The following is a 22762-nucleotide window of genomic DNA, read 5'->3' on the forward strand; positions in this document are numbered from 1 at the left end:
AGAGAATATCGTCTGTCGGGTGACGATACATCGGCATTCCGAGACGTTTTTCATCCAAAATATGACCAATAAATCCGATTGAACGACCGACTACGAAGAAGGCATTTAATGCACCCGCTTCAATAAAGCCATCGATTTCGTCTTCGGAATATCCAAGAGCACGCCACATATCAACCATCAAGATACCGATTGTACCGTCAACGTTCAAGATAAGGTTATCTTTTTTTGATGTGGTCAATTTTTCTACTTCGAGAGCGAAATCAAGCAACGGAGTGCTTGGGAAATGCTCTGCCGCGTATTTTTTCAAACCGGATACACGAAGGTCAGGGTTACGAACCGATTTAATACGGTGACCGATACCCGAGATCGTTTTACCCTCTTTTTTCATATAATCAATAAATTCAGCAGGGCTCATACCACGGTCATTTGCGTATTTGAAATAACGAGCTGCATCATCGATCGCTCCACCGAAACGTGGTCCGATAGTAAGAAGACCAGTTACAAGGGAGCTGATAACGTCTTTACCTGCACGCGCAGTTACTTTTGCATTGTGTGCACCTGAAACGGCAGGACCGTGATCGGCAACGGTTTTGATAACCGTTTCAAGATAATCGGTTGCCCATTTCGGGTAACGTTTTTTGAACCAAAGGAGTGAGATAACATCGCCGATTCCAAAACCTGTCTCAGGCGTTGCTACCGAACTAATCGGATAACCCGCATAGGTTGCTTCATCACCACGGTCATCAGAGATCGTACAAATGAACTCTTTTTTACGGCGTACTTTTGGTACTTCACGTAATTCAGGCTCTACGATTTCACCGATAGTGCCCTCAGCGCGAAGTTTTCCGTAAACTTCTGCAATCGTGTGAGGAAGATCGTTGAAGCTCGCAGGGACATGAATACCTGCTGCTGCCATTGCCGTATTTTTAGCCGCTGCTGTTTCTGCGTCTGCATTTGCCGAAGCACCTGCGTGACCGAATTGAACACCTGAGCTAAAATGTTTAGCAATCGTACCGATACACCATGCGATGATCGGTTTTTTGATCTTGCCGGCTTTTACTGCTTCGATCACTTTGTACTCTTCTGTTCCGCCTACTTCGCCGAGAAGAACCATGTATTTAACTTCAGGGTTGCTCTCCATACGAAGAAGGTTATCGATGAATACAGAACCAACAAATCGGTCTCCACCGATTGCAACACCCTCAGCGATACCATCAGCATTGATACTGACGATATTTGAAAGTTCGTTGAACAAACCGCCTGAACGGGTTACAAGACCACATGAACCCGCACGGTGAAGTTTAGAGTTAATGATATTTTCAATGGTTCCGCCGACGTTTGCGATTTTGAATCCGCCCGGTGCAATACCGCCGACGGTTGCCGGTCCGATTACAACTACACCCGCATCGCGAGCCGCTTGGTTCATCTTACGCGCTAAACGCTCAGGAATCCCCTCAGCCGTAACCATGACGGTTTTGAATTGTCCTTTGAGCGTGATCGCTTCCATAGTAACATCGTACGCGGTACGAAATGATCCGAAGTTTAAAAGAACGTCTGCATGTGGAAACGCTGCTGCCGCTTCTGTCGTGTTGCGGAAAACCGGAACCATGATCTCATCAGGACCATAGAAAAATTTCTCGAATTTGTTACCTGACGTTGGGGCAACAATTGCCGCAACCGAAGGTTTTGTACGATTAATAACATAATCATAATCCAACATACGTTGGATAGCACTCGCGTTGTTGTTCCAAAAAATGGCTTGTGTATCTTTGGTAAATAAAGCACCCATATTAATCTCCTACTTCTCTAAAGCCATACGAACGATGTCAGTGACATGCGTTTCTGGCCCATAAACTTCGATATAGAGACCTAAACGGTCTGCCGCTTCTTTAATATCTTTGAGACCTTTTTCATAGTTTGGTCCACCACGACGTACATAAATACGTGTGTTATGTGCTTTCATACGATCCGCATAGGTCTCGAATGATTGGATAATACCCGTAAAAGTTTTTGCAACGTCGGTGAAGTTTGCAATTGCACCTCCGATGATAAGGATTTTATCGCGCCCTTTTGGATCTTTATGACGTGTCATCAAATCTAAAACGGTGTCCGCATAAAATTTAGTCTCACCCGTAGTCGGTCCACCAGAGTACTCACCGTAGTTTGCAAGATCTGCAACATTACCGGACAAGTCAGCGATAGTATCCGCATACACAACCGATGCACCACCACCTGCAACCATTGTCCAGATACGACCCATAGGATTAAGAATAGTGAGTTTCAATGAAGCACCCGATTTCGAGTCTGCTTCTGCAATCGCTTTTTCTTCCGGAGATTGATCTTCCATCCCGAATGCTGTCGGGAACTCAGCTCCACACCAAGCGTCGCCCATCATAAATCCTGCCGTGTCATCAAGACGTGCAACAAGATCAAGAATGTGCATATCGTTACCGATCATAACAATCGGGTTGATTTCAAGATAGGCGAAGTTTTGATCGCGATAAAATTTGTAAAACTGCTCAGCAAAAGCGATAAAACGCTCTTTGTTTTCCGCAGGGATTCCCGCAGGAACATTGGCACGAATCAAATGAGCGATGTTTGCATCATCCATTGTGATAGGAATCGTTACTTCGTTAACTTTCTCTTCCCATCCCTCTTCTACTTCCATACCGCCCTCAGCCGATAGATAAAGAACATCATCTTCACCGACAGTGGTTGCTGAAATATAGTACTCTTGGTCTTGAGAGTGCGGAGTGAACGGCTCAACAATAAAATGGGTCAATGTCCCGTGTTGTCCTGAAAGAAGAGTCGTTTCGTGAGCAATTTTTTCATCAATCCATTTTGCGGCTTCTTCAAGAGTGACGTCACCCGGTTTAGTAGTTCTAAACAATACAAGATCATTTTTACCCCGTTTACCGAATAACATATCCGGTTTAGCAACAAGAGCCTCTTGTTTCAACCATTCAAAACCATGTTTTTGCGCACATGCACGCAATTCATCACCATTGGTTACCAATACTGATTTGAAACCGTAATGAAAACCACTGAAGTATTTTTCCCAATGTTTAGAGAAAATTGCTTTACCGTCGTATTCACGAATCGCTCTTTGAGCCATTGCAACTCCTTCGAAAATCTATTTAACGAAAATTATATCACTTATAAAGAATTTGACTGATATCTGAGAGGTTTTAGTCGCAAGAAGATGATTATTTGTTTACTTTGGTAACATACGTCTTATATATAGGCTTATTATTGTAACTTATTGTAACCTTTTTACTGTTTGAGTGCGTTTGCTCCTCTAATCGGTAATCTTCGCAGTGTGTGATTCCGTAAAAACGAAGCCGTAATTGCAGTTTCTCGTTTTGTGCATCGACACATCGGATATGATCGCGATGTAATTGATGTGAAAGTTCTTTCACCACGTGCATAGAATAGGAAAAATGATGTTTCGGATTACTCAAAAAGCGATAAAGGTAGTGATTAAAAAAGACCGCTAACGCATTGATGATCAACAAAACAAAAGCGGCATAAAAGAGAAATCGATATCGTTTACGAAATTCACGCAATCGGATACGATAGGTATGTAAAAATGTTTGTGCGGCGAGTGGCAACGCCAAAAGCAAAAACGGAGCAAACGTTTGCACATCCACTTTTTGACGAAACGAGAGCAGCAATGAAATCATAAATGCACTCATCGAAATCATCCATATCAAATCCCACTCTTTGGCAATCATGCGGCGATAAAGGACATAAAACAGATAAATAAATACGATGGGAGAAAAAATAGCGGTATAAACACCCAAAACATCTAAAAATCGACTCTCCGGCAATCCCCCGACATGTATACCGTATAATGAAAGGGAGACACCAAACGCTACGGCACCGATAACACTATAGAGATACTCTTTACGATAGAACCCATACAGTATCAATGCAACAAAAAGATAGGCAAAAGCCGGATCAATCACAACCAATAATGGCAATACGACCAAAGCATAACGACCTGCGTTCAGATGTAAATAAACAAATAGGAAAAGAGAAGCGATAACCAAACCGGCATTATCAACGACCAAAGCCGCACTGGTCACCCCCGGAAGTAGTACATAAATAAGAACAAGCCAGAGCCGATCATACGGACGTGACAAATAGTGCTTAGAAATCTCATACAGCAATACAACCGACACGAGATGCAGCGCGATCATCGGGATTCGGAGCGCATAATCGTTTTGTCCGAAAAAATGAAGTGAGGAGGAGATTAAGGAGCCTAATAAAGAGGGGTCATGCGCATAAAGTATTTTGGCTTCGTTGTAACCGATGGAGAGCCCTTTGATCTCTAACACAAGGATTAAAAAATTAATCCCTAAGAGTGCTAAAAAAAGGGCTCGTTCTCTCATAGTTTCAAAAAGTTGTTCAATATCTCATGCCCGAATTCGCTCATAATAGACTCGGGGTGAAATTGAACGCCGTAAATCGGTTTGTCCTTGATCTCTAACGCCATAATCTCATGATCGTCTTCGCTGTAGGCAGTTGGGATAATCACATCGGGGAGATTTTTTTGCTCCACGATCAACGAGTGGTAGCGAGTCGCCGTAAACATTTCGGGAAGTTTGTTGAAAATCGGGGTTTCTCCCTGACGTACCATCTTCGATGTCTTGCCGTGCATCATCCGATTTGCCCGCACAACATTTCCGCCAAACGCCTGTGCGATACTTTGATGTCCCAAACAAATCCCTAAAATAGGAACTTTATCAGCAAAATGGCGAATGACATCGAGGGTCACTCCTGCATCATCGGGAGTCGCCGGCCCCGGAGAGATGATGATCTTTTCTGGATGGAGCGCTTCGATCTCTTCAACACTCAGCTCATCATTACGGATAATTTTTAGATCCGCCCCCAATTCCAAACAATACTGAACAATGTTATAGGTAAAGCTGTCATAGTTATCAATCATTAAAATCATTACAATTCCTTACCATGCTTTGATCGTATTATACAAGCTATCACGCTCAATAGGTTCAAATCCGCTGTTCTTAATCAGTGCAACAAACTCTTCGAGATTCACTCCGTTCGCACTTTTAGCTCCGGCGGCGGAGTTGATCGACTCACGCTCGATTGTACCGTCCAGATCGTTCGCCCCGAACTCTTGGGCAACGAGCGCTAAATTTACCGTCGAAGTGACCCAGTAGGCTTTGAGGTTAGCGACATTATCCAAAACTATACGGCTGATCGCCATCGTTTTGAGGATTTCATGCGCCGTGATCGACTCTTTGACATTGAGATAGTTATTCTCGCTCTGATACACGAGCGGGATAAAACAGTTAAAGCCCCCCGTAGCATCTTGCAAGTCACGAATCCGCATCATGTGATCGATACGGTCTGAACGCTCTTCAACATGTCCGAAAAGCATCGTGACATTCGATTTCATCCCACGTTCGTGCCATTTACGGTGGATTTCGAGCCATTGAGCGGAAGTAACTTTCCCTTTGCAGATGTAGTCGCGTACTTTCTCATCGAAAATCTCCGCTCCGCCTCCGGGCATCGAGTCAACCCCGTTGGCTATCATCAAATCGATAATATCATCATAGCTTTTGCCATACTCTTCAGCGAGGAAGTGAACTTCTGCCGCTGTGAGGGCTTTGATATGAAGTTCTGGATGGCGTGCTTTGATCTTACTAAACACTTCCAAATACCACTCTAATCCCGTTTCAGGATTGTGGGCAGAGACGATATGTACTTCACGGATACCGCGAGAAACAATATCGTCGGTAATCGCCAAAATCTCTTCATGACTCATAGTATAAGGATTGGGATTTTTACGGCTTGCACTGTAAGCACAAAATTTACAAATATCTTTACATACATTGGTAGGATTGATATGGCGGTTGATATTAAAATAGGTTTGTTTACCGTGAAGTGCTTGACGACGCTCATCCGCAAGCTCACCAAGAGTAAAGAGGTCTAAATCATACAATGCAACCGCTTCGTCGAAGTTCAAACGCTCATTGTTTTTTACTTTTTCAATCAAATTCATACTAAAATCTTTAATAGCTTATTTTGACGCGCATTATAGCAAAAGAAATATACTACCAATCAAATAACATCGTACAGTTTTTATTTGATTTTTTCGCACAATAGAGCGCTTTATCCGCGCGTCCGATCAGATCTTCCAGTGTATCGGCTTGCTTGTGAACCGTCACTCCAACACTAATCGTGACATGAACATTCTTGCCTGCATACAAAAGGTTATTTTTCTCTATTTTTTCGCGTATCTTGTCTGCTATGGAGTGAGCCTGAGAGACATCACAACGGTTTAGGATAACAGCGAACTCTTCTCCTCCGTAGCGATAGACACTATCAGCGCTTCGGATCATCCCATGGATCGTCTGGGCAATAAAATAGAGGACTTTATCCCCTGCGACATAACCGTATTCGTCGTTGAGAAATTTAAAATTATCGACATCGATCATCATCAAAACCATTGAAAGTTTTTTATCCGCTCCTGCTTCGATCAGGGGCTTTATATCTTCGTTAAATCCTTGACGATTTCCGACTTTGGTTAACGGATCGGTGGTTAGGGATGCGCGTGCTTCATGAAGCTCTTTGTTTAATGTATTGATTTTGGACTGTGCCTTCTCTAGCTCATCGGACATATTTTGCTTTAACGCACCTAACCCCTCGATAAAGGTAACAAATTTTTCGACCGAATCTGAGGGGGCATTATCGATGTATTGACGTTGTACTTCGACGACCGATGCGATCTGTGAATGCGATTCGATAAAGGAAACAACCGAATTTTCAACCATATCTAGGTATTGGGTTACATCGGCTTTTGAATCGCTAAGAACGGTTTGATCAACACTTTCCTGATCTTTACGGAGCGCTTCATCGGCACTCTCCAAAAAAAGCTTGTCAAAAAACTTTTTATACTGCGAGGGGTATGGTGGGACTTTCATCGAGCGTAAAATCCCCATCGCGTGGTCATGGATATCTATGACTTTTTGATAAATGGTAGTGTTATCCATGATTATTACTCCTCGCTTTGAGGTGATTGTATCATCTTTTTTGTCAACAGACTCGTTTTGTGCCTCATTTTTAATCCTCGTTTTCTCTCAGAAAAAACGATTATGCGCTACAATAAAATAAAAAGTAGCCCTTATGAGTATCACTGAACAAATAGAAGACCTTATCGAACGTCGCGCGAGCGATTTTGAAATTTCTAAACTCTTTAAAACCCATATATCCGATTACAAAAACTCCCTTTTAGAGCTTTTCGAACGCAATCAGGGAAAAGATTTCCTCGTCATCCATACCAAAACACTTGACTCGATCATCTCCCAAATGTATAAAACGGTTTTACGTCGGATGTTCGGAAACTACCTCCCGATGCGGAGCAATATCCCCATCGCCTTTATCGCATTAGGTAGCTATGGACGCGAACAGTTGTGCGTTCACAGCGATATTGATCTCATGATCGTGTATGAAAAAAACGATGGCTACAACACCTCAGCAATCATCGAAAAATTTCTCTATTTAGCGTGGGATGCGGGGCTTAAACTCGGTCATCGCGTCCATGACGTCAACGATTTATTAGGGGCATCCCGCGAAGATATCACGATCAAAACCGCCATGATGGAGTCAAGACTCATCATCGGTTCTCCCTTTACGTGGAGCGCTACTCAAAATCGTCTAACCACGATCCGTCACGATAATCCTAAATCATTCATTATGGCAAAAATCGAAGAAGCAGATATCCGTCGTCGTAAGTTCCCTTTTTCCATGCAACCCAACATTAAAGAGGGGGTGGGCGGATTGCGTGATTCCCAACTCCTATATTGGTTAGCTAAAACGATTTATGGGGTTAATAGTCTCAAAGAACTTAGCGGTGAACTCTTTAGCGAAGAGCAATACCGCGAATACCGAATCGCTCTGGAGCTCCTGTTCCGTGTCCGAAGTGCCCTCCATCTCATCAGCAACAAACAGCAAGACCAGCTCGTTCTCGATTATATGCCCCGCATTGCACAGATGTTAGGATTCAGTGATGAGCGTAAACTGGTGAGTCGGTTACTCGAAGCACAATGGAGAATCAACAACTTCACCCAAATTTATGTCAAAAAAATGGCTCGCCCTTACCTCAATGATCCGACACAAATCACGGCACTTCGTGCAGGTAGAATCCAAAAAGGATTTTATCAGGTAGAAGAGACCTTGTATGCTTCGTATAATATCCCTACCCCTCCAATCGATACTCTGTTGGAATTGCTGGTTAATTTGGAAGATTGCCAATGGAATTTTGATTCCAGTGTACTGTTTCATTTCACCTATACCCTTATCAAACATCCCTTGAGAGTTAAAACCTATACACTATTACGTAAACTTTTTGAACGTCAACATTTTTATGTGATTGTAAAACTCTTTTATGATGCGGGAATTTTGCATCATCTTATCGGAGCCTTTAAAAAAGTACTCCATTTACCTCAGTTTGACGGCTATCACCACTACCCTGTCGATTTGCATTCGATTAAATGTATCGAAGCTCTTGAACACATTAAAGATCCCTATGTCGAAGCTCTCTATAATCCGCTCAGTTCTGCGGACAAGCTTCTCCTAAAAGCCTCTATCCTCTTGCATGATACGGGCAAAGGGCGAAAACAAGATCACTCCGAGGTGGGAGCCAAACTGATCGTCCCGTTTTTGAAAAATCTCAAACTCCCCACCCATCAGTTCGAGCGGGGTGCAATGTTGGTTCGCCATCACGTACTAATGAGCAATGTCGCCTATCGTGAAAACCTCTATAATGAAAAAACCCTCTATCAATTTATGTCCAAAATCAAAACACCGGAGAACCTGACACTCCTCTACATCTTAACCTATGCCGATATTAATGGAGTCGGAAGCGGTACCTATACGAGTTTCGGTGCAAACTTACTCCATGAACTCTACGAAGCGGCTCTTGAAATCGCCTCTCAAAATGATCGAATTACCGATGCGATCAAGCGTGAAAATAAAGAAAAGCGCCTGAATCACGATCCAGAGTTTATTCAACTCTCCAAAATCGAGCAGAAAAAAATACTCTCTATCGAGTCAAACCTTTTCTTTTTTAAACACACCCCGAGCGCCATCATCAATATTTCCAAAGAGGCATTTCAATGTCAAACATTCACCTATCAACTCGATATCGAGGGGGGGCTTGTCATCCATATTTTCCGCCGCATTCCACTAAATCTGGGCTACTTACTCGGAAAGCTTAGCTATCTCGATGTCGCTTCGATGGATATTTTTACCCTATTTGATGGTATCAAATACTTCAAAATAGAATTTTTGCAACGTCCCTTGGATGGGACGATGGAACAGATCCAAATCATCGTCGAAGAGGCGTTTGATATGACTAAAAAACTGAACCTCCCCAAACCAGTTATTAAACCAAATGAAATTACTATCGATTGCGACCACTCTATCCATTACGCACAACTCAACCTTACCACGACGAACCAACGGGGACTTTTAGCCTATTTTGTTCAATGTTTCGATGAAGCTCAGATCAATATAGCGACCGCTAAAATTCATACAAACAAAAATATAGCACGAGACCACTTCTTAATCGAAAAACAAAACAGAATGTGCGATAATGCGCGCGAAATAATTGATAAATTAGTAGGAGAGTAACTATGTGCGGTATCGTCGGATATATCGGAGTCAAACCGATTAAAAAGATATTGATTGACGGACTTCGAGAACTCGAATATCGCGGTTATGATTCTGCAGGGATTGCTGTCTTGCAAGATGGGAATTTTTCCCTCTTTAAAGCGGTCGGAAAACTAATCAACCTCGAAGAGAAAGCTCAAAATTTTGAGAGTACCGGATTCTCCGTCGGTATCGGACATACCCGTTGGGCAACGCATGGTAAACCTACCGAACTTAATGCCCACCCTCACTTGGGACAAAATTCCTATGTTGTTCATAACGGCATCATTGAAAACTATCAAGAGCTCAAAACCATGCTCACCGCTCATGGGGTACAATTTTTAAGCCAGACTGATACCGAAGTGATCGTCCATCTCTTCGAATATCAGCTCAAAACGGCACCATCTGCCTTTGAAGCGTTCCAACAAACCCTCTCTCAGCTTCAAGGTGCCTATGCGATTCTCCTTGTAAATGCCGATACGGAGGGAACCATTTTCTTCGCCAAACACGGTTCTCCGATGATTATCGGACGTAATCGCGAAAATGAGACCCTTTTCGGCTCTTCCGATGCCGCATTGATCGGAAAATGCCATGAAGTAATCTACCTCGAAGACGGTCACTACGGCTACGCATCCGCAGAGGGGATTTCATTGTTCGATGAGCACAACATTCCTGTCGTTCTCCGCTTCACCGCGCTCTCTGAAAACAAACTCTCTGCCCAAAAAGAGGGATTTCGATTTTTCATGGAAAAAGAGATTTATGAGCAAAGCCGTGTCCTCGCCGATACACTCCTTGGCCGACTTCGTGACGATAGTGTCTACTTTGAAGAAATTGATCCAACCTTATTTGAAGGGATCAACGAGATCAAATTCTGTGCCTGCGGTACGAGCTACCATGCAGCACTCGTTGCGAGCTATCTGTTTGAACGCCATGCAAAAATCAAAACATCTGTCGAAATTGCCAGTGAATTTCGCTATCGTGAACCGTTTCTCACCCCTGATACCCTCTTTGTCGTCATCTCCCAAAGCGGTGAAACGGCCGATACTCTAGAGAGCCTCAAAATGGCAAAACGCAATAACCTCAAAACAATGGTGATCTGTAATGTCGATAACTCCTCTATGGTTCGTCTCGCCGATGCTTCGATCCTCACCCGTGCAGGGATCGAAAAAGGGGTTGCATCCACCAAAGCGTTTGCCACCCAAGTGTGTGTGTTATGGATGCTTAGCCTCTATTTAGCGGGTAGTAAAAAAACGCTCGCTACGGAAGAGATCAAACGTCAAATCCACCTTTTACGTACCCTCCCCTCAACCGTTAGTGTTGACAATGCTCTTCATGAGCAACTTCGTCGTCTCAGCAAGCGTTACCTTCACGGGCACGGCTTCTTTTTCATCGGGAGAGACGTCTTCTTTCCACTTGCGCTTGAAGGGGCACTCAAACTCAAAGAGATCACCTATCTTCATGCTGAGGGGTATCCGAGCGGTGAAATGAAACACGGTCCTATCGCCCTCGCCGATCCGGAGCTCTTTACCATTGCCCTATTGCCACAGCATAAACTTTATGATAAAACTAAAAGTAATATCGAAGAGCTTAGTGCCCGAGATTCTACCATCTGCTCGATCAGTCCACTCGATTTTGATAAAGCGGACGATCACATTCGCACCCATGTTCATGATGACTATATGTGTGAATTTTTTGAAATGATGATGGTATTACAACTTTTATCCATGGAAATCGCTATCCGTTTGGGTAATGATGTCGATATGCCTCGAAATCTCGCCAAAAGTGTTACGGTTGAATAAACCGTATCGCTTTCATCTAAGTTTAAAAATAATTTAGCTATTGTCTTTACTTAACTATATTTCTATAATCCGACAACTATACTATAAGGTAATAAAATAAATGAACGCTAACCGGAAAATTTTATTTATCGTTGCTTTGATGCTCATCGGACTTGCCATCGCTACTATCACTAATGTTGCCCTTAACTTCCGTGATTATGGATATAACAATGCCATCGAAAAGTCAAAAATGACAGCTGAAATCGTACGAGACGGTTTAACGGCACACATGGTCAACGGCATAATGGATAAGCGAGAATTTTTTCTCTCCAATATTGCTAATATTAAAGATGTTCAAAAGCTATGGATCGTCCGTTCCGATAGTGTTAGAAATCAATATGGTGCAGGAATGCAAAATGAAAAGCCAAGAGATGCTATCGACCGTAAAGTTCTCAAAGATGGAATTAGCGTCAGACAAATTCACGAAGATACAAGTAATGCGGTTTTACGAGTAACGATTCCCTACACCGCAACGGCTTACGGCAGTCCCAACTGTCTCACCTGTCATAATGTTAAAGAGGGGGATGTTCTTGGTGCTATCAGTATGGAGTTCAACATCAATGATATCCGACAAACTGGCGCTATGACGATTGCCAAAATCTTTGCCATCAATGTTGTTTTTATCATCATTGCTCTTTGGGTTACCAATTACTATTTCAAACCATATATGAAACTCTTTGAGAATCTTCAAAATGGTATCAAACGGGCTCGTACAGGTGACTTTAGTTTCCGATTTACCACAACACTCAAAGATGCCGGAAGTGAAGTTGCCGATCAGATGAATACCCTCTTTCAAAAAATGGAAGATACCTTTGGAAATATCAGACATAACCTAAATACTTTTGCATCCAGAAGTAATATCTCGAATACTGACCCACTCAGTACTGCCGGAGTCATTATTCAAGAGCTCTCCGATGTTTATAAATTTAAAAAGACGATTGAGCATGATGCTAATAAAGATGCTGTCTACCAACGCTTTATTTATATTTTAAGAGATAAATTCCATTTTGAGCATTTCGCCCTTTATGAAGTGGATAAAACAACAAAAGAACGGAAATTGATTCATATTACCGATCATAAAAGTTTTTGTTTGCCAACAGCTGACAAAGATACCTATGAGTGTCGAGCCTACCGCACGGCAAGCGATGTTTATTCCACGGATTTTCCAGAAATATGCGCTAACTGTGCGGATCATAAAGAGTACTCATGTATTCCGTTCAATATCAATGACGACTTGGCATTGATCCTCTCTTATTCTGCCAAAGATACGACAACTATCGAAGCGATGAATCTTGCACTTCCGAGTATTCGTAACTATTTTGAAGCGGCGAAAGCAGTTATTGAGAGCCGTAGTTTAATGGACAAACTCCGCGATTCATCTCTACGTGATGGAGCAACGGGTCTTTATAATCGCCGCTTCTTGGAAGAGTTTATCGATAAAAGTTCAGAGCAAGCAGCTCGTTCTAATATGTCGTATGCTGTACTGATGATTGACATCGACTATTTCAAAATGGTTAATGATACCTACGGCCATGATTCTGGAGATGTGGTTATTAAATCTCTCTCCGAAATTTTGGTACAAAGTATTCGTAAATCCGATCTTCCAGTACGTTATGGTGGAGAAGAGTTTTTAGTCTTACTCCACAATACCACACCGGAGGGGGCGTTGGCGGTTGCGGAAAAAATTCGTACTCTCTTTAATCAGAAAAAATTCCAATTTGGAAATGATAGTGTCCAAAAAACATTGAGTATCGGTATTGGGCACTTCCCATCTCAAGCCGATTCTATATGGAAAGTCATTAAATTCGCTGACATTGCTCTCTATGAGGGGAAACATACCGGACGTAACCGTGTTATCGAGTTTGAAGAGAGAATGTTTAGTGGTGGAGATCAATTCTAATCACTATCTCCTTATAAGAAACACTCCACTTTAGTAGGAGTGTTTTTCTCCTTTTATAATCTGCCCCTCTTCTTACCACTCATACCTTTGAAAGACATTGTTTCACGAGAGTAGCATACGAAATAAAAAGAGGTCCTATCAAATTAAACCGGCATAGACTTCGGATCATACACCAAAGAGACATTCCCCCCTTGGTGTTTTGCTTCTAATAACGCCCGCTTAGCGTATTCGATCCCTTGTAACATATCGGATGCTTGAGCAGGAAACAGAGATATTCCGATGCTCACTGTTTTGAGTATCGCGTAGGTATTGACACGGATTTTCTTCTTGAACGAGTTACGGATGACTTCAGCAACTTCACTAACCTCATCGGCTTCATAATCGTACAAAACAACAGCGAATGTATCTCCACCGTATCGGATGAGTATATCCCCTTGTCGTATGTTCTCATGAATATTATGTGCCATTGCTTTAATTACCTCGTCACCCACAACAGCCCCATACGAGTGATTAATAATGTTGAACTGATCCATGTCAATCATTAAGAGACCATAAGGGATCATTGTACGTGTCGATTGTGCCACGATAAGCTTGGTAAGCTCTTCGAGATATGCTCGGTTATAAAGCTGTGTAAGAGGGTCTATACGAACCGTTTGTTGTAATTTTTTATTAATAATTTGGAGTTTAGAAGCGTTGATGTAATTGCCTAATTGTTCCAATGCTAAACGTATCATGGGCACTTCACGTACGTCATAGCTAACTAAAGAGATTACAATATCCAAATCGTCAACTATCGGATAGCTCTGACACACATAATGGGCATCGGGATCAATCATTTTTGGACACGCCACTTCACATTGGGTTGAATCGACCATTCCACTGGTACGATCAGCTCGACATCCACTCGTTGCATCACAAAGAAGCATTTTTTCGGTATGGACAACATGGGTCGTTTTATCGAGAGGATTGAGTTCTAAAATATTAAAATTGCTCAAATTCCAGCGGGTGCGCAGAAGTGCGATTAAACGAGCATACACCTCATCGAGATTTTGATCTTTCTCTATCTCCATTCGAAAGCGCTCAACCTCATAAAGCTGATGTACACCCATTTGAAGCGTATAGAGAGGATCACTGTTTTGCTGATCAAGTCGAATCAGAGATGCCATTTTTTGTCCACTCTCATTGAGGGTTGAATCTAATTTTTCCAGAACCGAATTAGTCCACATTGCCGCGTTATACCCATCCAATGTTTCAGAGGAGACAATGCGGCTCGTGTAGTCACCCCCCTCAGCTTTCTCCATTGTTAATGCAACTGCGTCCAATGTCTCTTTATAAGAAGAAATGAAACGACGTACATTTTTCAATAGATAATACGTTAATACGATTAGGACGGTGATGGATAGTGCAACAGCGATAAGTCCGATTACTTTAAGATCATTGATCTCCATTTCAATCGATACAGCCCCTAGAACAGTCCCTGATTTGGTATCGTGGCAGCTAAGACAATCGATTTTCCCCTTCTCAGTTGCGACATAAGGGATAGAGAGTCGATAGAGTGTGTCCGAAAAAAGTGTACCTGAAATATTTTCAATCTCTTTCCCCTCTCGCAACACAGAGCGATCTATGTCATCTAAAGGATCTTGCGGATAGAGTCCTCTTCCGTATTGTCCGCTGAGTGCATCGGAACGGACAATCCATGCGCGTTTCATCCCCTCCAACGACCCGATCTGTTTTACCAATTCATTCTGATAATCGGCACTTCCGGTTACCATGTGCGACGTTAGCGATTCACGAACGATTTGCGCGGCTAACGTTCCCTTGCTTTGGGCTGATTGAAGTGTCATATAGCGAAAAGACACCGCCAACACGGCAACGAAAAGAGCCATTATGGCTACAATACTGATCACAAGGGTAAAAAATGTTTTCTCTTTTTTCATTATTCCTGACTTATAGTACGTAAATAGATCGATTATACTGAAAAAAAGATTAGAGTTATAAAAAAGGGGAGCTTCCCCCTCTTAATCGAGGAGAAAAGAGGTTGTTTTAGTGACAGCCGCAGCCGGTTCCACAGCTTCCACTGGAGGCAGGTGCCTCTTGTTTTGGTGCAGCAGCGGTAGAACACGCCGATACACCCGGAGGTGTATTAGGCTGGATCGCTTGGTTATCAACACCGCCATCGGCATTAATCTTCTCGATGGTAGCCCAAAGGTCTTCCGCCGCCTTCATGTAGCGTTTTGCTGTTTCAGAGGTCGGTGCATAATAGGTTACCGGTTTCCCCTCATCTCCCCCCGTTCGGATAGCGGGTTCGATTGGAATTTCAGCAAGGATACACGTCTCAAACTGATCCGCCATCGCTTTGGATGTCCCTTTACCGAAAATGTCATACTCAACACCCGTATCAGGAGCGATAAATCCGCTCATATTTTCGATAACACCCGCGATTGGGATATGAAGTTTTTTGAACATATCGAGACTGCGACGTGAATCATCGAGAGATACCATTTGTGGTGTTGTCACCGTAACCCCGACGGTAACAGGAACGCTTTGAGCCAACGTAAGTTGTGCATCACCAGTACCCGGAGGCATATCGATAACGAGACAATCCAAATCCGACCAAACGATATCGCGCAAGAATTGCTCGATCGCTTTCATAACCATCGCACCGCGCCAGATGAGCGATTGCCCCTCTTCCATGAGTGAGCCCATAGACATCACTTCCACGCCGTATGCTTTTAACGGGAGAACTTTATTACCGACTACTTCAGGCTTTTGACCATCCAGACCCATCATACGAGGGATATTCGGTCCATAAATATCGGCATCCAAAAGACCCACTTTTTTCCCTTGCATGGCGAGGGCGACTGCGAGGTTAACCGACGTCGTCGATTTACCGACTCCCCCTTTACCCGAGCTTACCATGATAAAGTTTTTCACTTGAGGAGCGATATTTTTACCCTTCGATGAACTCTCACGAGGCATTTTAGGAGCCTGAATAGTGATAACAACCTCAGTTGCACCGGCACGTTTTAATTCATCGGTCGCTTCCGTCGTAATTTGGTGTGCCACTTCAGGGGCACTTGAAGTGATATCAACCGTAACACTCACGTTTGAACCCTCAATTTTAATCTCTTTAACGAATCCGAAAGTCACGATATCTTTCGTGAATCCCGGATAAGTAACTTTTGATAATGCCGATTTTACAATTTCTTCTGTCATAGTTGTATCTCCTTAATAATTTTTAGCTTACGCTTTGTGCTTTTGCTTTGACTTCGGCAGCGATCTGCGCGATTGCTTCAGGGTTGTCCATGATCTGTTGGGTGATTTTGTACGAACAAAACTTCGGTCCGCACATTGAACAAAACTCCGCCTCTTTGAAAACATCTTGAGGAAGAGTCTCATCGTGATACTCACGCGCCCGCTCAGGATCAAGGGCAAGTTCAAACTGACGTTTCCAGTCAAACGCATAACGCGCATCGCTCATTGCATCATCAATATCACGTGCACCCTTGCGACCGCGTGCGATATCGGCGGCGTGCGCCGCGATCTTATAGGCGATAATCCCTGCACGGACATCTTCGGCGTTCGGCAAGCCTAAATGCTCTTTCGGGGTAACGTAACAGAGCATCGATGCTCCATGCCATCCGCCGACCGCTGCACCGATAGCGGAGCTGATATGGTCATACCCAGCCGCGATATCGGTAACGAGAGGTCCAAGGATATAAAACGGTGCTTCGTGACAATATTCGCGTTGAATTTTCATGTTACGTTCGATTTGATTGAGAGGGACGTGTCCCGGCCCTTCGATCATCACCTGAACATTTTTCTCCCATGCGCGGAGTGTCAATTCACCCAATACTTTGAGTTCACCGAGTTGCGCTTCATCAGACGCATCTGCCAGACATCCCGGACGGAGCGAGTCCCCCAGTGATAGGGAAACGTCATATCGGGCACAAATATCGAGAATCTCATCGTACGCCGTGTAAAAAGGGTTCTCACGATGGTAGTGCATCATCCATGCCGCCATGAGTGATCCACCTCGGCTAACGATCCCCATCTTACGTTTCGCGACTTTGGGCATCGTCTCTAGCAAAAAGCCCGCATGGATGGTGAAATAACTCACCCCTTGCTGTGCTTGGCGCTCTAGTACTTCGAGCATTACCTCGATACTCAAATCTTCGATTTTGTTGTTCACATCGTGCAAAATTTGATAAATAGGAACCGTACCGATAGGGATTTTAGAGTTTTCGATCACCGCACGGCGAATCTCATCCAAATCTCCTCCCGTCGAGAGGTCCATTGCGGTATCTGCTTTATAGTGTTGAGAAACTTGAATTTTCTCAATCTCCCCTTGTACATCGCTTGCAATTGCCGATGAGCCGATGTTGGCATTGATCTTGCAGCGTGCCGCAATCCCAATTGCCATCGGCTCCAAATTTTTATGATTGATGTTAGCTGGGATAATCAAACGCCCACGTGCTACTTCTGAACGCACCAACTCAGGATCAAGCTCCTCTACTGCGGCAACGTATGCCATCTCTTCTGTAATAACACCTTGCTTGGCATAGTACATCTGAGTACGGACGGTATCGTTTTGTCTTTTGTCGACCCATTCAGTTCTCATACTTTCTCCTTGATCTTTTCAAAAGCTTAATTGGACTTATAAAGAAGAGCCCCTAAAAGGGTAGACTCTCTTTTAATGTAGATTAAAAATTTCAAGAGGATTTAGGAAAACTCTCCCTCTTTCCCCTTGTTATATTCTATAATTTATCGAAAACAAGATAAAAAAAAGCTTTTTGAGTGTATAATTTCGTAACAGTTTTCAAAATAGGATACATTTTGTCTGATTTTACCCTTGTTTTGCTTGCCGCAGGTAACTCCAGCCGTTTTAAAGTCCCTGTAAAAAAACAATGGCTACGAATTGGGCATGATCCTCTATGGTTTTATGTTACGAACCGTATCAAAGCCTCACTTCCGAATGCAACCATTATTCTCGTCGCTCATGCGGATGAAATACCGTTCATGACCCCCTTGTGTGATTTCACCATTGTTTCCGGCGGAGCTACCCGTCAGCAATCACTCAAAAATGCCCTTAAAAAGGTCAAAACCCCTTATGTTATGGTGAGTGATATCGCCCGCGCCTGTGTCGATCCCGATTTGATAGCGCGTTTATTAGAGAACAAAGAGCTTGCCGATACCATCGTCCCAGCGCTTGATGTTCACGATACGGTGGTGTATAACAATGAGACAATTGCACGTGAGCAAGTCAAGCGGATACAAACGCCTCAGCTCTCCCGTAGCGATGTACTGCGCCGCGCGCTAGAGAGTGATGTCGAATATACCGATGAGAGCAGTGCCGTCGTCGCTTGCGGAGGAACACGTCATTTTATCCTCGGAGATGAACGTGCCGCCAAGATTACCCATGCCGGAGATACGGCGGCATTAGCGTGTTTAGGTGCACCCTCTAGTGTTGTTTTTACCGGAAACGGGTTTGATGTTCACCCTTTCGAGACAGGGAAACCGATGATGCTCGGAGGAGTAGAGATCGATAGTCCTTACGGGTTTAAGGCGCACAGCGATGGCGACGTCGCTATCCACGCCCTTATCGATGCCCTTTTGGGAGCGGCATGTTTAGGTGATATCGGGATGTTATTCCCTGATACCGACAATGCCTACAAAAATATTGACTCCCGAAAGCTTTTGGGACGATGCGTTGAAAAGCTCCATAATTTCGGCTTTGTTGTCCTCCATGCCGATATTACGATCATCGCTCAAGTCCCTAAGATCGCCCCTTATAAAGAGCAGATGCGCATTAGCCTAGCTTCACTCCTCAACATCCCAGCAGCCCGTGTCAATGTCAAAGCGACAACCACCGAGCATCTGGGATTTATCGGACGTGAAGAGGGGGTCGGCGTGATCGCAACTGCATCAGTACACTATTTTGATTGGAAAAACGGATGAATATACTCATTATCGAAAACGAGATCTATCTCGCACAAAGTATCGCCTCTAAACTCAGCGATCTAAGTCACAACTGTGATATCTCTAGCTCAACCAAAGAGGGGCTAAAAGGGATACCCTATGATGTTGTACTCCTCTCAACCAACATCAGTGGTCAAGACATCTATCCCGTAATCGAAGCGTATAAAAATGCCGTCGTAATCTTGATGGTCAGCTACGTGAGCAACGATACCGTCTCCAAACCTCTGGCTGCCGGAGCGAAAGATTACATCCTCAAACCGTTTATGATCGAAGAGCTCATCCGTAAAATTCAACATTTTCAAAACCATGAACGCCTTCGCCGTCAAAACCAAACCTATGAGCGTTATCTCACTCACACCTTTAACTCGATCAATGTGGATGAAGATTTGGATAAAACCGAGCTTCCTCTTTTCATTTGCAGTGGATATCAAAAATACGCCGATGCGTTTGCGTTTCGCTACGCGGCACACCATGATAAAACGTTGCAGTTTATCTCCCTCTCTTCAGCTAAAGCGTTTAGTGATATCGCCTCTTTTGGTGAAGATTCAATCCTCTTTATTACCGATTTCCAAAACCTCAAAAAATCGGAACATAAAGCGTTTTATGAACTGATCACCGGGAAAAAATGTATCGTTGCCAGTAGCGATCCAATCGATAATCCTCCGTTCAAGCTGATCGAAATCGAAAGTGAGAGTCACCTTTTCGATCAAGGAGAAATTTTGCCGATTGAAGAGTATGTTAAATACATTATGATCCATTTCCAAAACCGTTTCCCTGACACGGAACTCTCTAAAAAACTCGGCATTTCACGCAAAAGTTTATGGGAAAAGAGAAAGAAATATGGCATCGTCAAGAAAAAATAGAGCCCTCTTTATCGACCAAGAGGCCGTCTCCGCCCTTACCCTTCTCAAATCAGGGATGCTCAGCCCCGTAACAGCACTTATGAATGAAGCTCAGAGCAAAGAGGTTCTCAGTAGCGGGATGTTTATGGGGAAAACATTCCCATTTCCCCTTATCCTCTCTCCTAGCGGAAAAGTGAATGAAACCATCCTCACGACCGCCGCCAAAGGTGAGATGCTCGATCTGATTTGTGATAATGTTCTCATCGGTGAGCTTTGTGTTGATGAAATCTATCCCATCGACCCGCGTGAGCGTCTTCGCCAAATCTACGGCACCGAAGATCTCTCTCATCCGGGAGTGAGTGCGACCCATAAACGGTTGGGGAAATTTGCCATTTGCGGAGATTACTCCATCGATCTATCAAGCGTTCAATCGATCCAAACGATGATTAACGAGGCAAAAGAGCAAATCGGCGCGCAGCATATCACCGCGTTGTTTATGGCGGCAAATCCTCTCCACCGAGCCCATGAGCGTCTTATCCGCCAGAGCTTAGAGCGAACCGACCTCATCATTATTTTCCTTCTTAAACCGTACAATAATGCCAACTTACACTACGACCTCCGCTATCGGACACTGGAGTTTTTTGTGGAGAACTATCTCCCTCAAAATCGGGTAGTGATCGTCCCTTTGGAGAGCAGTTATATTTTTGCCGGTAGCAATGAAGTCATCCTCGATGCCATCGTTGCTAAAAACTACGGATGCAATCGTCTCATGATCGGACAAAATCACGCCGGAATCGGAATGTATTACGACCACAATGCCAACAAATCGATTATCGATCGACTCATAGGTATTGATATCGAAGTGGGGATTTCGAGCGAATACGTCTACTGTAATCAGTGTAAAACATTGGTGAGTATTCAAACCTGTCCACACGGACACCATCACCATATCTCGTACCATTCCGAATCCATTTTGGAGCTGATGCAACAAGGGCTTCTCCCCCCTGCCGTATTGGTTCGCAAAGAGATATCGTCTATGATCGTCGCGTCGCTTTACCCGAACCGATTTAAAAATCTCGCCAAGCTCTATTATGACATCATGCCCGTCAACGGTCTCCTCGAAGAGCACACCGAAAAAGATTTTTACGTCGAACTGATGCGCTTATACCAAACTACCTCTTTAACGTAAGGCTCTTTATGAATTGGTTTTTCATTACCGTCGGCTACAGCGGACTTTTCCCAAAAGCTCCCGGAACCATGGGGACTATCGCTTCTCTCCCTTTGGGAATCGCAATACTCCTCTATTTCGGTCCTCAAACTCTCTTTATGGCGACGATTCTCATTACACTCATTGCAATCAAAGCGATTGATAAACATGAGAGTATCGTCAACGAACACGATGACAGCCGTATCGTTATCGATGAACTCGTCGGGATGTGGTTTGCCCTCTCAATCGCTCCTGGGATCGGATTTGACATGGCGACACTGATGCAATGGAATAACGGTATCGCCCTTCAAATCGTCCTGAGTTTTATCTTTTTCCGCATTTACGATATTAAAAAGCCCTCGATTATCGGTCGAATCGACCGCGAGACCAAAGGAGGTCTGGGTGTGATGGGAGATGATATCATCGCTGGATTCGCCGCAGGGATCACCGCCGCACTCATCTGGCAAGTGATTTTAAAAAGCGGATTGATCGCCTAAACCAACTTCTCTCTTCAATCTATCTCCTCTTTTGAGGAACTTTTCTTGATATTTTCTTTATGCTTCCCCCCTTTTATTTGAGCTTTTTTTGACCGCCTTCGGGTATATGATTACAGTTGAAATTTATTCTGTAATGGAGTCAGAGATGATGATTGATATGATTGTAGGTGCAACGCTTGCGCTCTCTTTGCTACTGTACTTCGTTTATACTCTTGTAAAGATTGAGGAGCTGTAAATGGAAGTCTTGGATATGGGTTTGTTCGCGTTATTCGCGTTCACGGTAGTTGTTTTCGGATTTTTTCTTGGAAACTATGTTTATAAAGTATATGACGGGCATACAACATTTCTTGATTCGATAATGACCCCGATTGAAAATGCTTTGTTTCGTATTAGTGGAATCAAGGCAGAAAAATCACAAAGTTTTAAAGAATATACCCTCTCATTGATGGTATTTAATCTATTCGGTATTTTTATCCTCTTTTTTATCCTCTATTTTCAAAGTGGTATGGGGCTTAATCCTCAAAATTTCTCTAATTTGAGTTGGCATTTGGCACTCAATACGGCGATTAGTTTTGTAACCAATACGAATTGGCAAAGCTACGGCGGAGAGAGTACCATGAGTTACTTTTCACAAATGGCAGGGCTAAGTGTTCAAAACTTCCTCTCTGCGGCAACAGGTGCAGCCGTCGCCGTAGCATTAATGCGTGGACTTACTGGGAGAGGGATCGGAAGTTTTTACGTTGATACGACCAAAACGACATTGCGTATTTTGTTGCCGATTGCATTCGTGTATGCGATATTTTTGATGTCTCATGGTG

The 22762-nt window shown here is 43.6% G+C and carries 17 protein-coding genes; 8 read left to right on the top strand and 9 right to left on the bottom strand.

The window, feature by feature from the left end:
• The 6 genes from JZU62_RS03830 to JZU62_RS03855 form a co-directional block, all read right to left on the bottom strand.
• The coding region (locus JZU62_RS03830; RefSeq protein ID WP_295012063.1) for a citrate/2-methylcitrate synthase at window positions 1–1789 on the bottom strand (1789 nt) is incomplete at its 3' end.
• Window positions 1790–1798: 9 nt separating this feature from the next.
• Complete coding sequence (locus tag JZU62_RS03835) at window positions 1799–3115, bottom strand: ATP citrate lyase citrate-binding domain-containing protein (protein ID WP_295012065.1); 1317 nt, start codon at window positions 3113–3115, stop codon at window positions 1799–1801.
• A 91-nt stretch (window positions 3116–3206) separates the two neighbouring features.
• Window positions 3207–4394: a hypothetical protein gene (locus JZU62_RS03840; protein WP_295012067.1), complete on the bottom strand. Its 1188-nt coding sequence runs from the start codon at window positions 4392–4394 to the stop codon at window positions 3207–3209.
• Window positions 4391–4960, bottom strand: coding sequence for an aminodeoxychorismate/anthranilate synthase component II (locus tag JZU62_RS03845; protein WP_295012069.1), 570 nt, complete (start codon window positions 4958–4960; stop codon window positions 4391–4393). Before JZU62_RS03845 ends, JZU62_RS03840 begins: the two co-directional genes overlap by 4 nt.
• 9 nt (window positions 4961–4969) lie before the next feature.
• Window positions 4970–6031 carry an aminofutalosine synthase MqnE gene (gene mqnE, locus JZU62_RS03850; protein WP_295012071.1) on the bottom strand — a complete coding sequence of 354 codons (1062 nt, stop codon included), beginning with the start codon at window positions 6029–6031 and terminating at the stop codon, window positions 4970–4972.
• A 52-nt stretch (window positions 6032–6083) separates the two neighbouring features.
• Window positions 6084–7022 carry a GGDEF domain-containing protein gene (locus tag JZU62_RS03855; protein WP_295012073.1) on the bottom strand — a complete coding sequence of 313 codons (939 nt, stop codon included), beginning with the start codon at window positions 7020–7022 and terminating at the stop codon, window positions 6084–6086.
• A 133-nt stretch (window positions 7023–7155) separates the two neighbouring features.
• On the opposite strand from JZU62_RS03855, the gene JZU62_RS03860 reads away from it, so the two are divergent.
• The 3 genes from JZU62_RS03860 to JZU62_RS03870 all read left to right on the top strand — a co-directional run bounded on the left by JZU62_RS03860 (window position 7156) and on the right by JZU62_RS03870 (window position 13419).
• Entirely contained in the window at window positions 7156–9663 is a 2508-nt protein-coding gene (locus JZU62_RS03860; RefSeq protein WP_295012075.1) for an HD domain-containing protein, read from the top strand.
• Window positions 9664–9665: 2 nt separating this feature from the next.
• Window positions 9666–11480: a glutamine--fructose-6-phosphate transaminase (isomerizing) gene (gene glmS, locus JZU62_RS03865; RefSeq protein WP_295012077.1), complete on the top strand. Its 1815-nt coding sequence runs from the start codon at window positions 9666–9668 to the stop codon at window positions 11478–11480.
• 100 nt (window positions 11481–11580) lie between these two features.
• Window positions 11581–13419 (top strand): diguanylate cyclase, encoded by a 1839-nt coding sequence (locus tag JZU62_RS03870; protein WP_295012080.1) that lies wholly within the window; start codon window positions 11581–11583, stop codon window positions 13417–13419.
• Window positions 13420–13562: 143 nt separating this feature from the next.
• Here the strand turns inward: JZU62_RS03870 and JZU62_RS03875 are convergent, their stop codons facing one another.
• From JZU62_RS03875 to thiC, 3 genes are all read right to left on the bottom strand, one after another.
• Window positions 13563–15356: a GGDEF domain-containing protein gene (locus JZU62_RS03875; RefSeq protein WP_295012084.1), complete on the bottom strand. Its 1794-nt coding sequence runs from the start codon at window positions 15354–15356 to the stop codon at window positions 13563–13565.
• Between the two features lie 106 nt (window positions 15357–15462).
• Window positions 15463–16635 (bottom strand): Mrp/NBP35 family ATP-binding protein, encoded by a 1173-nt coding sequence (locus tag JZU62_RS03880; RefSeq protein ID WP_295012086.1) that lies wholly within the window; start codon window positions 16633–16635, stop codon window positions 15463–15465.
• A 22-nt stretch (window positions 16636–16657) separates the two neighbouring features.
• Window positions 16658–18040, bottom strand: a complete 1383-nt coding sequence (thiC, locus tag JZU62_RS03885; RefSeq protein ID WP_295012088.1) for a phosphomethylpyrimidine synthase ThiC — start codon at window positions 18038–18040, stop codon at window positions 16658–16660.
• Between the two features lie 215 nt (window positions 18041–18255).
• On the opposite strand from thiC, the gene JZU62_RS03890 reads away from it, so the two are divergent.
• The 5 genes from JZU62_RS03890 to JZU62_RS03910 all read left to right on the top strand — a co-directional run.
• Window positions 18256–19377, top strand: a complete 1122-nt coding sequence (locus tag JZU62_RS03890; RefSeq protein WP_295012090.1) for a bifunctional 2-C-methyl-D-erythritol 4-phosphate cytidylyltransferase/2-C-methyl-D-erythritol 2,4-cyclodiphosphate synthase — start codon at window positions 18256–18258, stop codon at window positions 19375–19377.
• The gene (locus tag JZU62_RS03895) at window positions 19374–20261 is read left to right on the top strand and encodes a response regulator (RefSeq protein WP_295012092.1); all 888 of its coding nucleotides are present in this window, start codon (window positions 19374–19376) and stop codon (window positions 20259–20261) included. The genes JZU62_RS03890 and JZU62_RS03895 overlap by 4 nt, the downstream gene beginning before the upstream one ends.
• A complete protein-coding gene (locus JZU62_RS03900; protein WP_295012094.1) occupies window positions 20239–21429 on the top strand; it encodes a sulfate adenylyltransferase in 1191 nt (396 codons plus the stop codon). The genes JZU62_RS03895 and JZU62_RS03900 overlap by 23 nt, the downstream gene beginning before the upstream one ends.
• 8 nt (window positions 21430–21437) lie before the next feature.
• Window positions 21438–21944, top strand: a complete 507-nt coding sequence (locus tag JZU62_RS03905) for a phosphatidylglycerophosphatase A (RefSeq protein WP_295012096.1) — start codon at window positions 21438–21440, stop codon at window positions 21942–21944.
• Window positions 21945–22179: 235 nt separating this feature from the next.
• A partial coding sequence (locus JZU62_RS03910; RefSeq protein WP_295012098.1) for a potassium-transporting ATPase subunit KdpA occupies window positions 22180–22762 on the top strand: 583 nt, incomplete at its 3' end.

The sequence above is a fragment of the Sulfuricurvum sp. genome (genome assembly GCF_019163035.1).
Taxonomy (GTDB): Bacteria; Campylobacterota; Campylobacteria; order Campylobacterales; family Sulfurimonadaceae; genus Sulfuricurvum.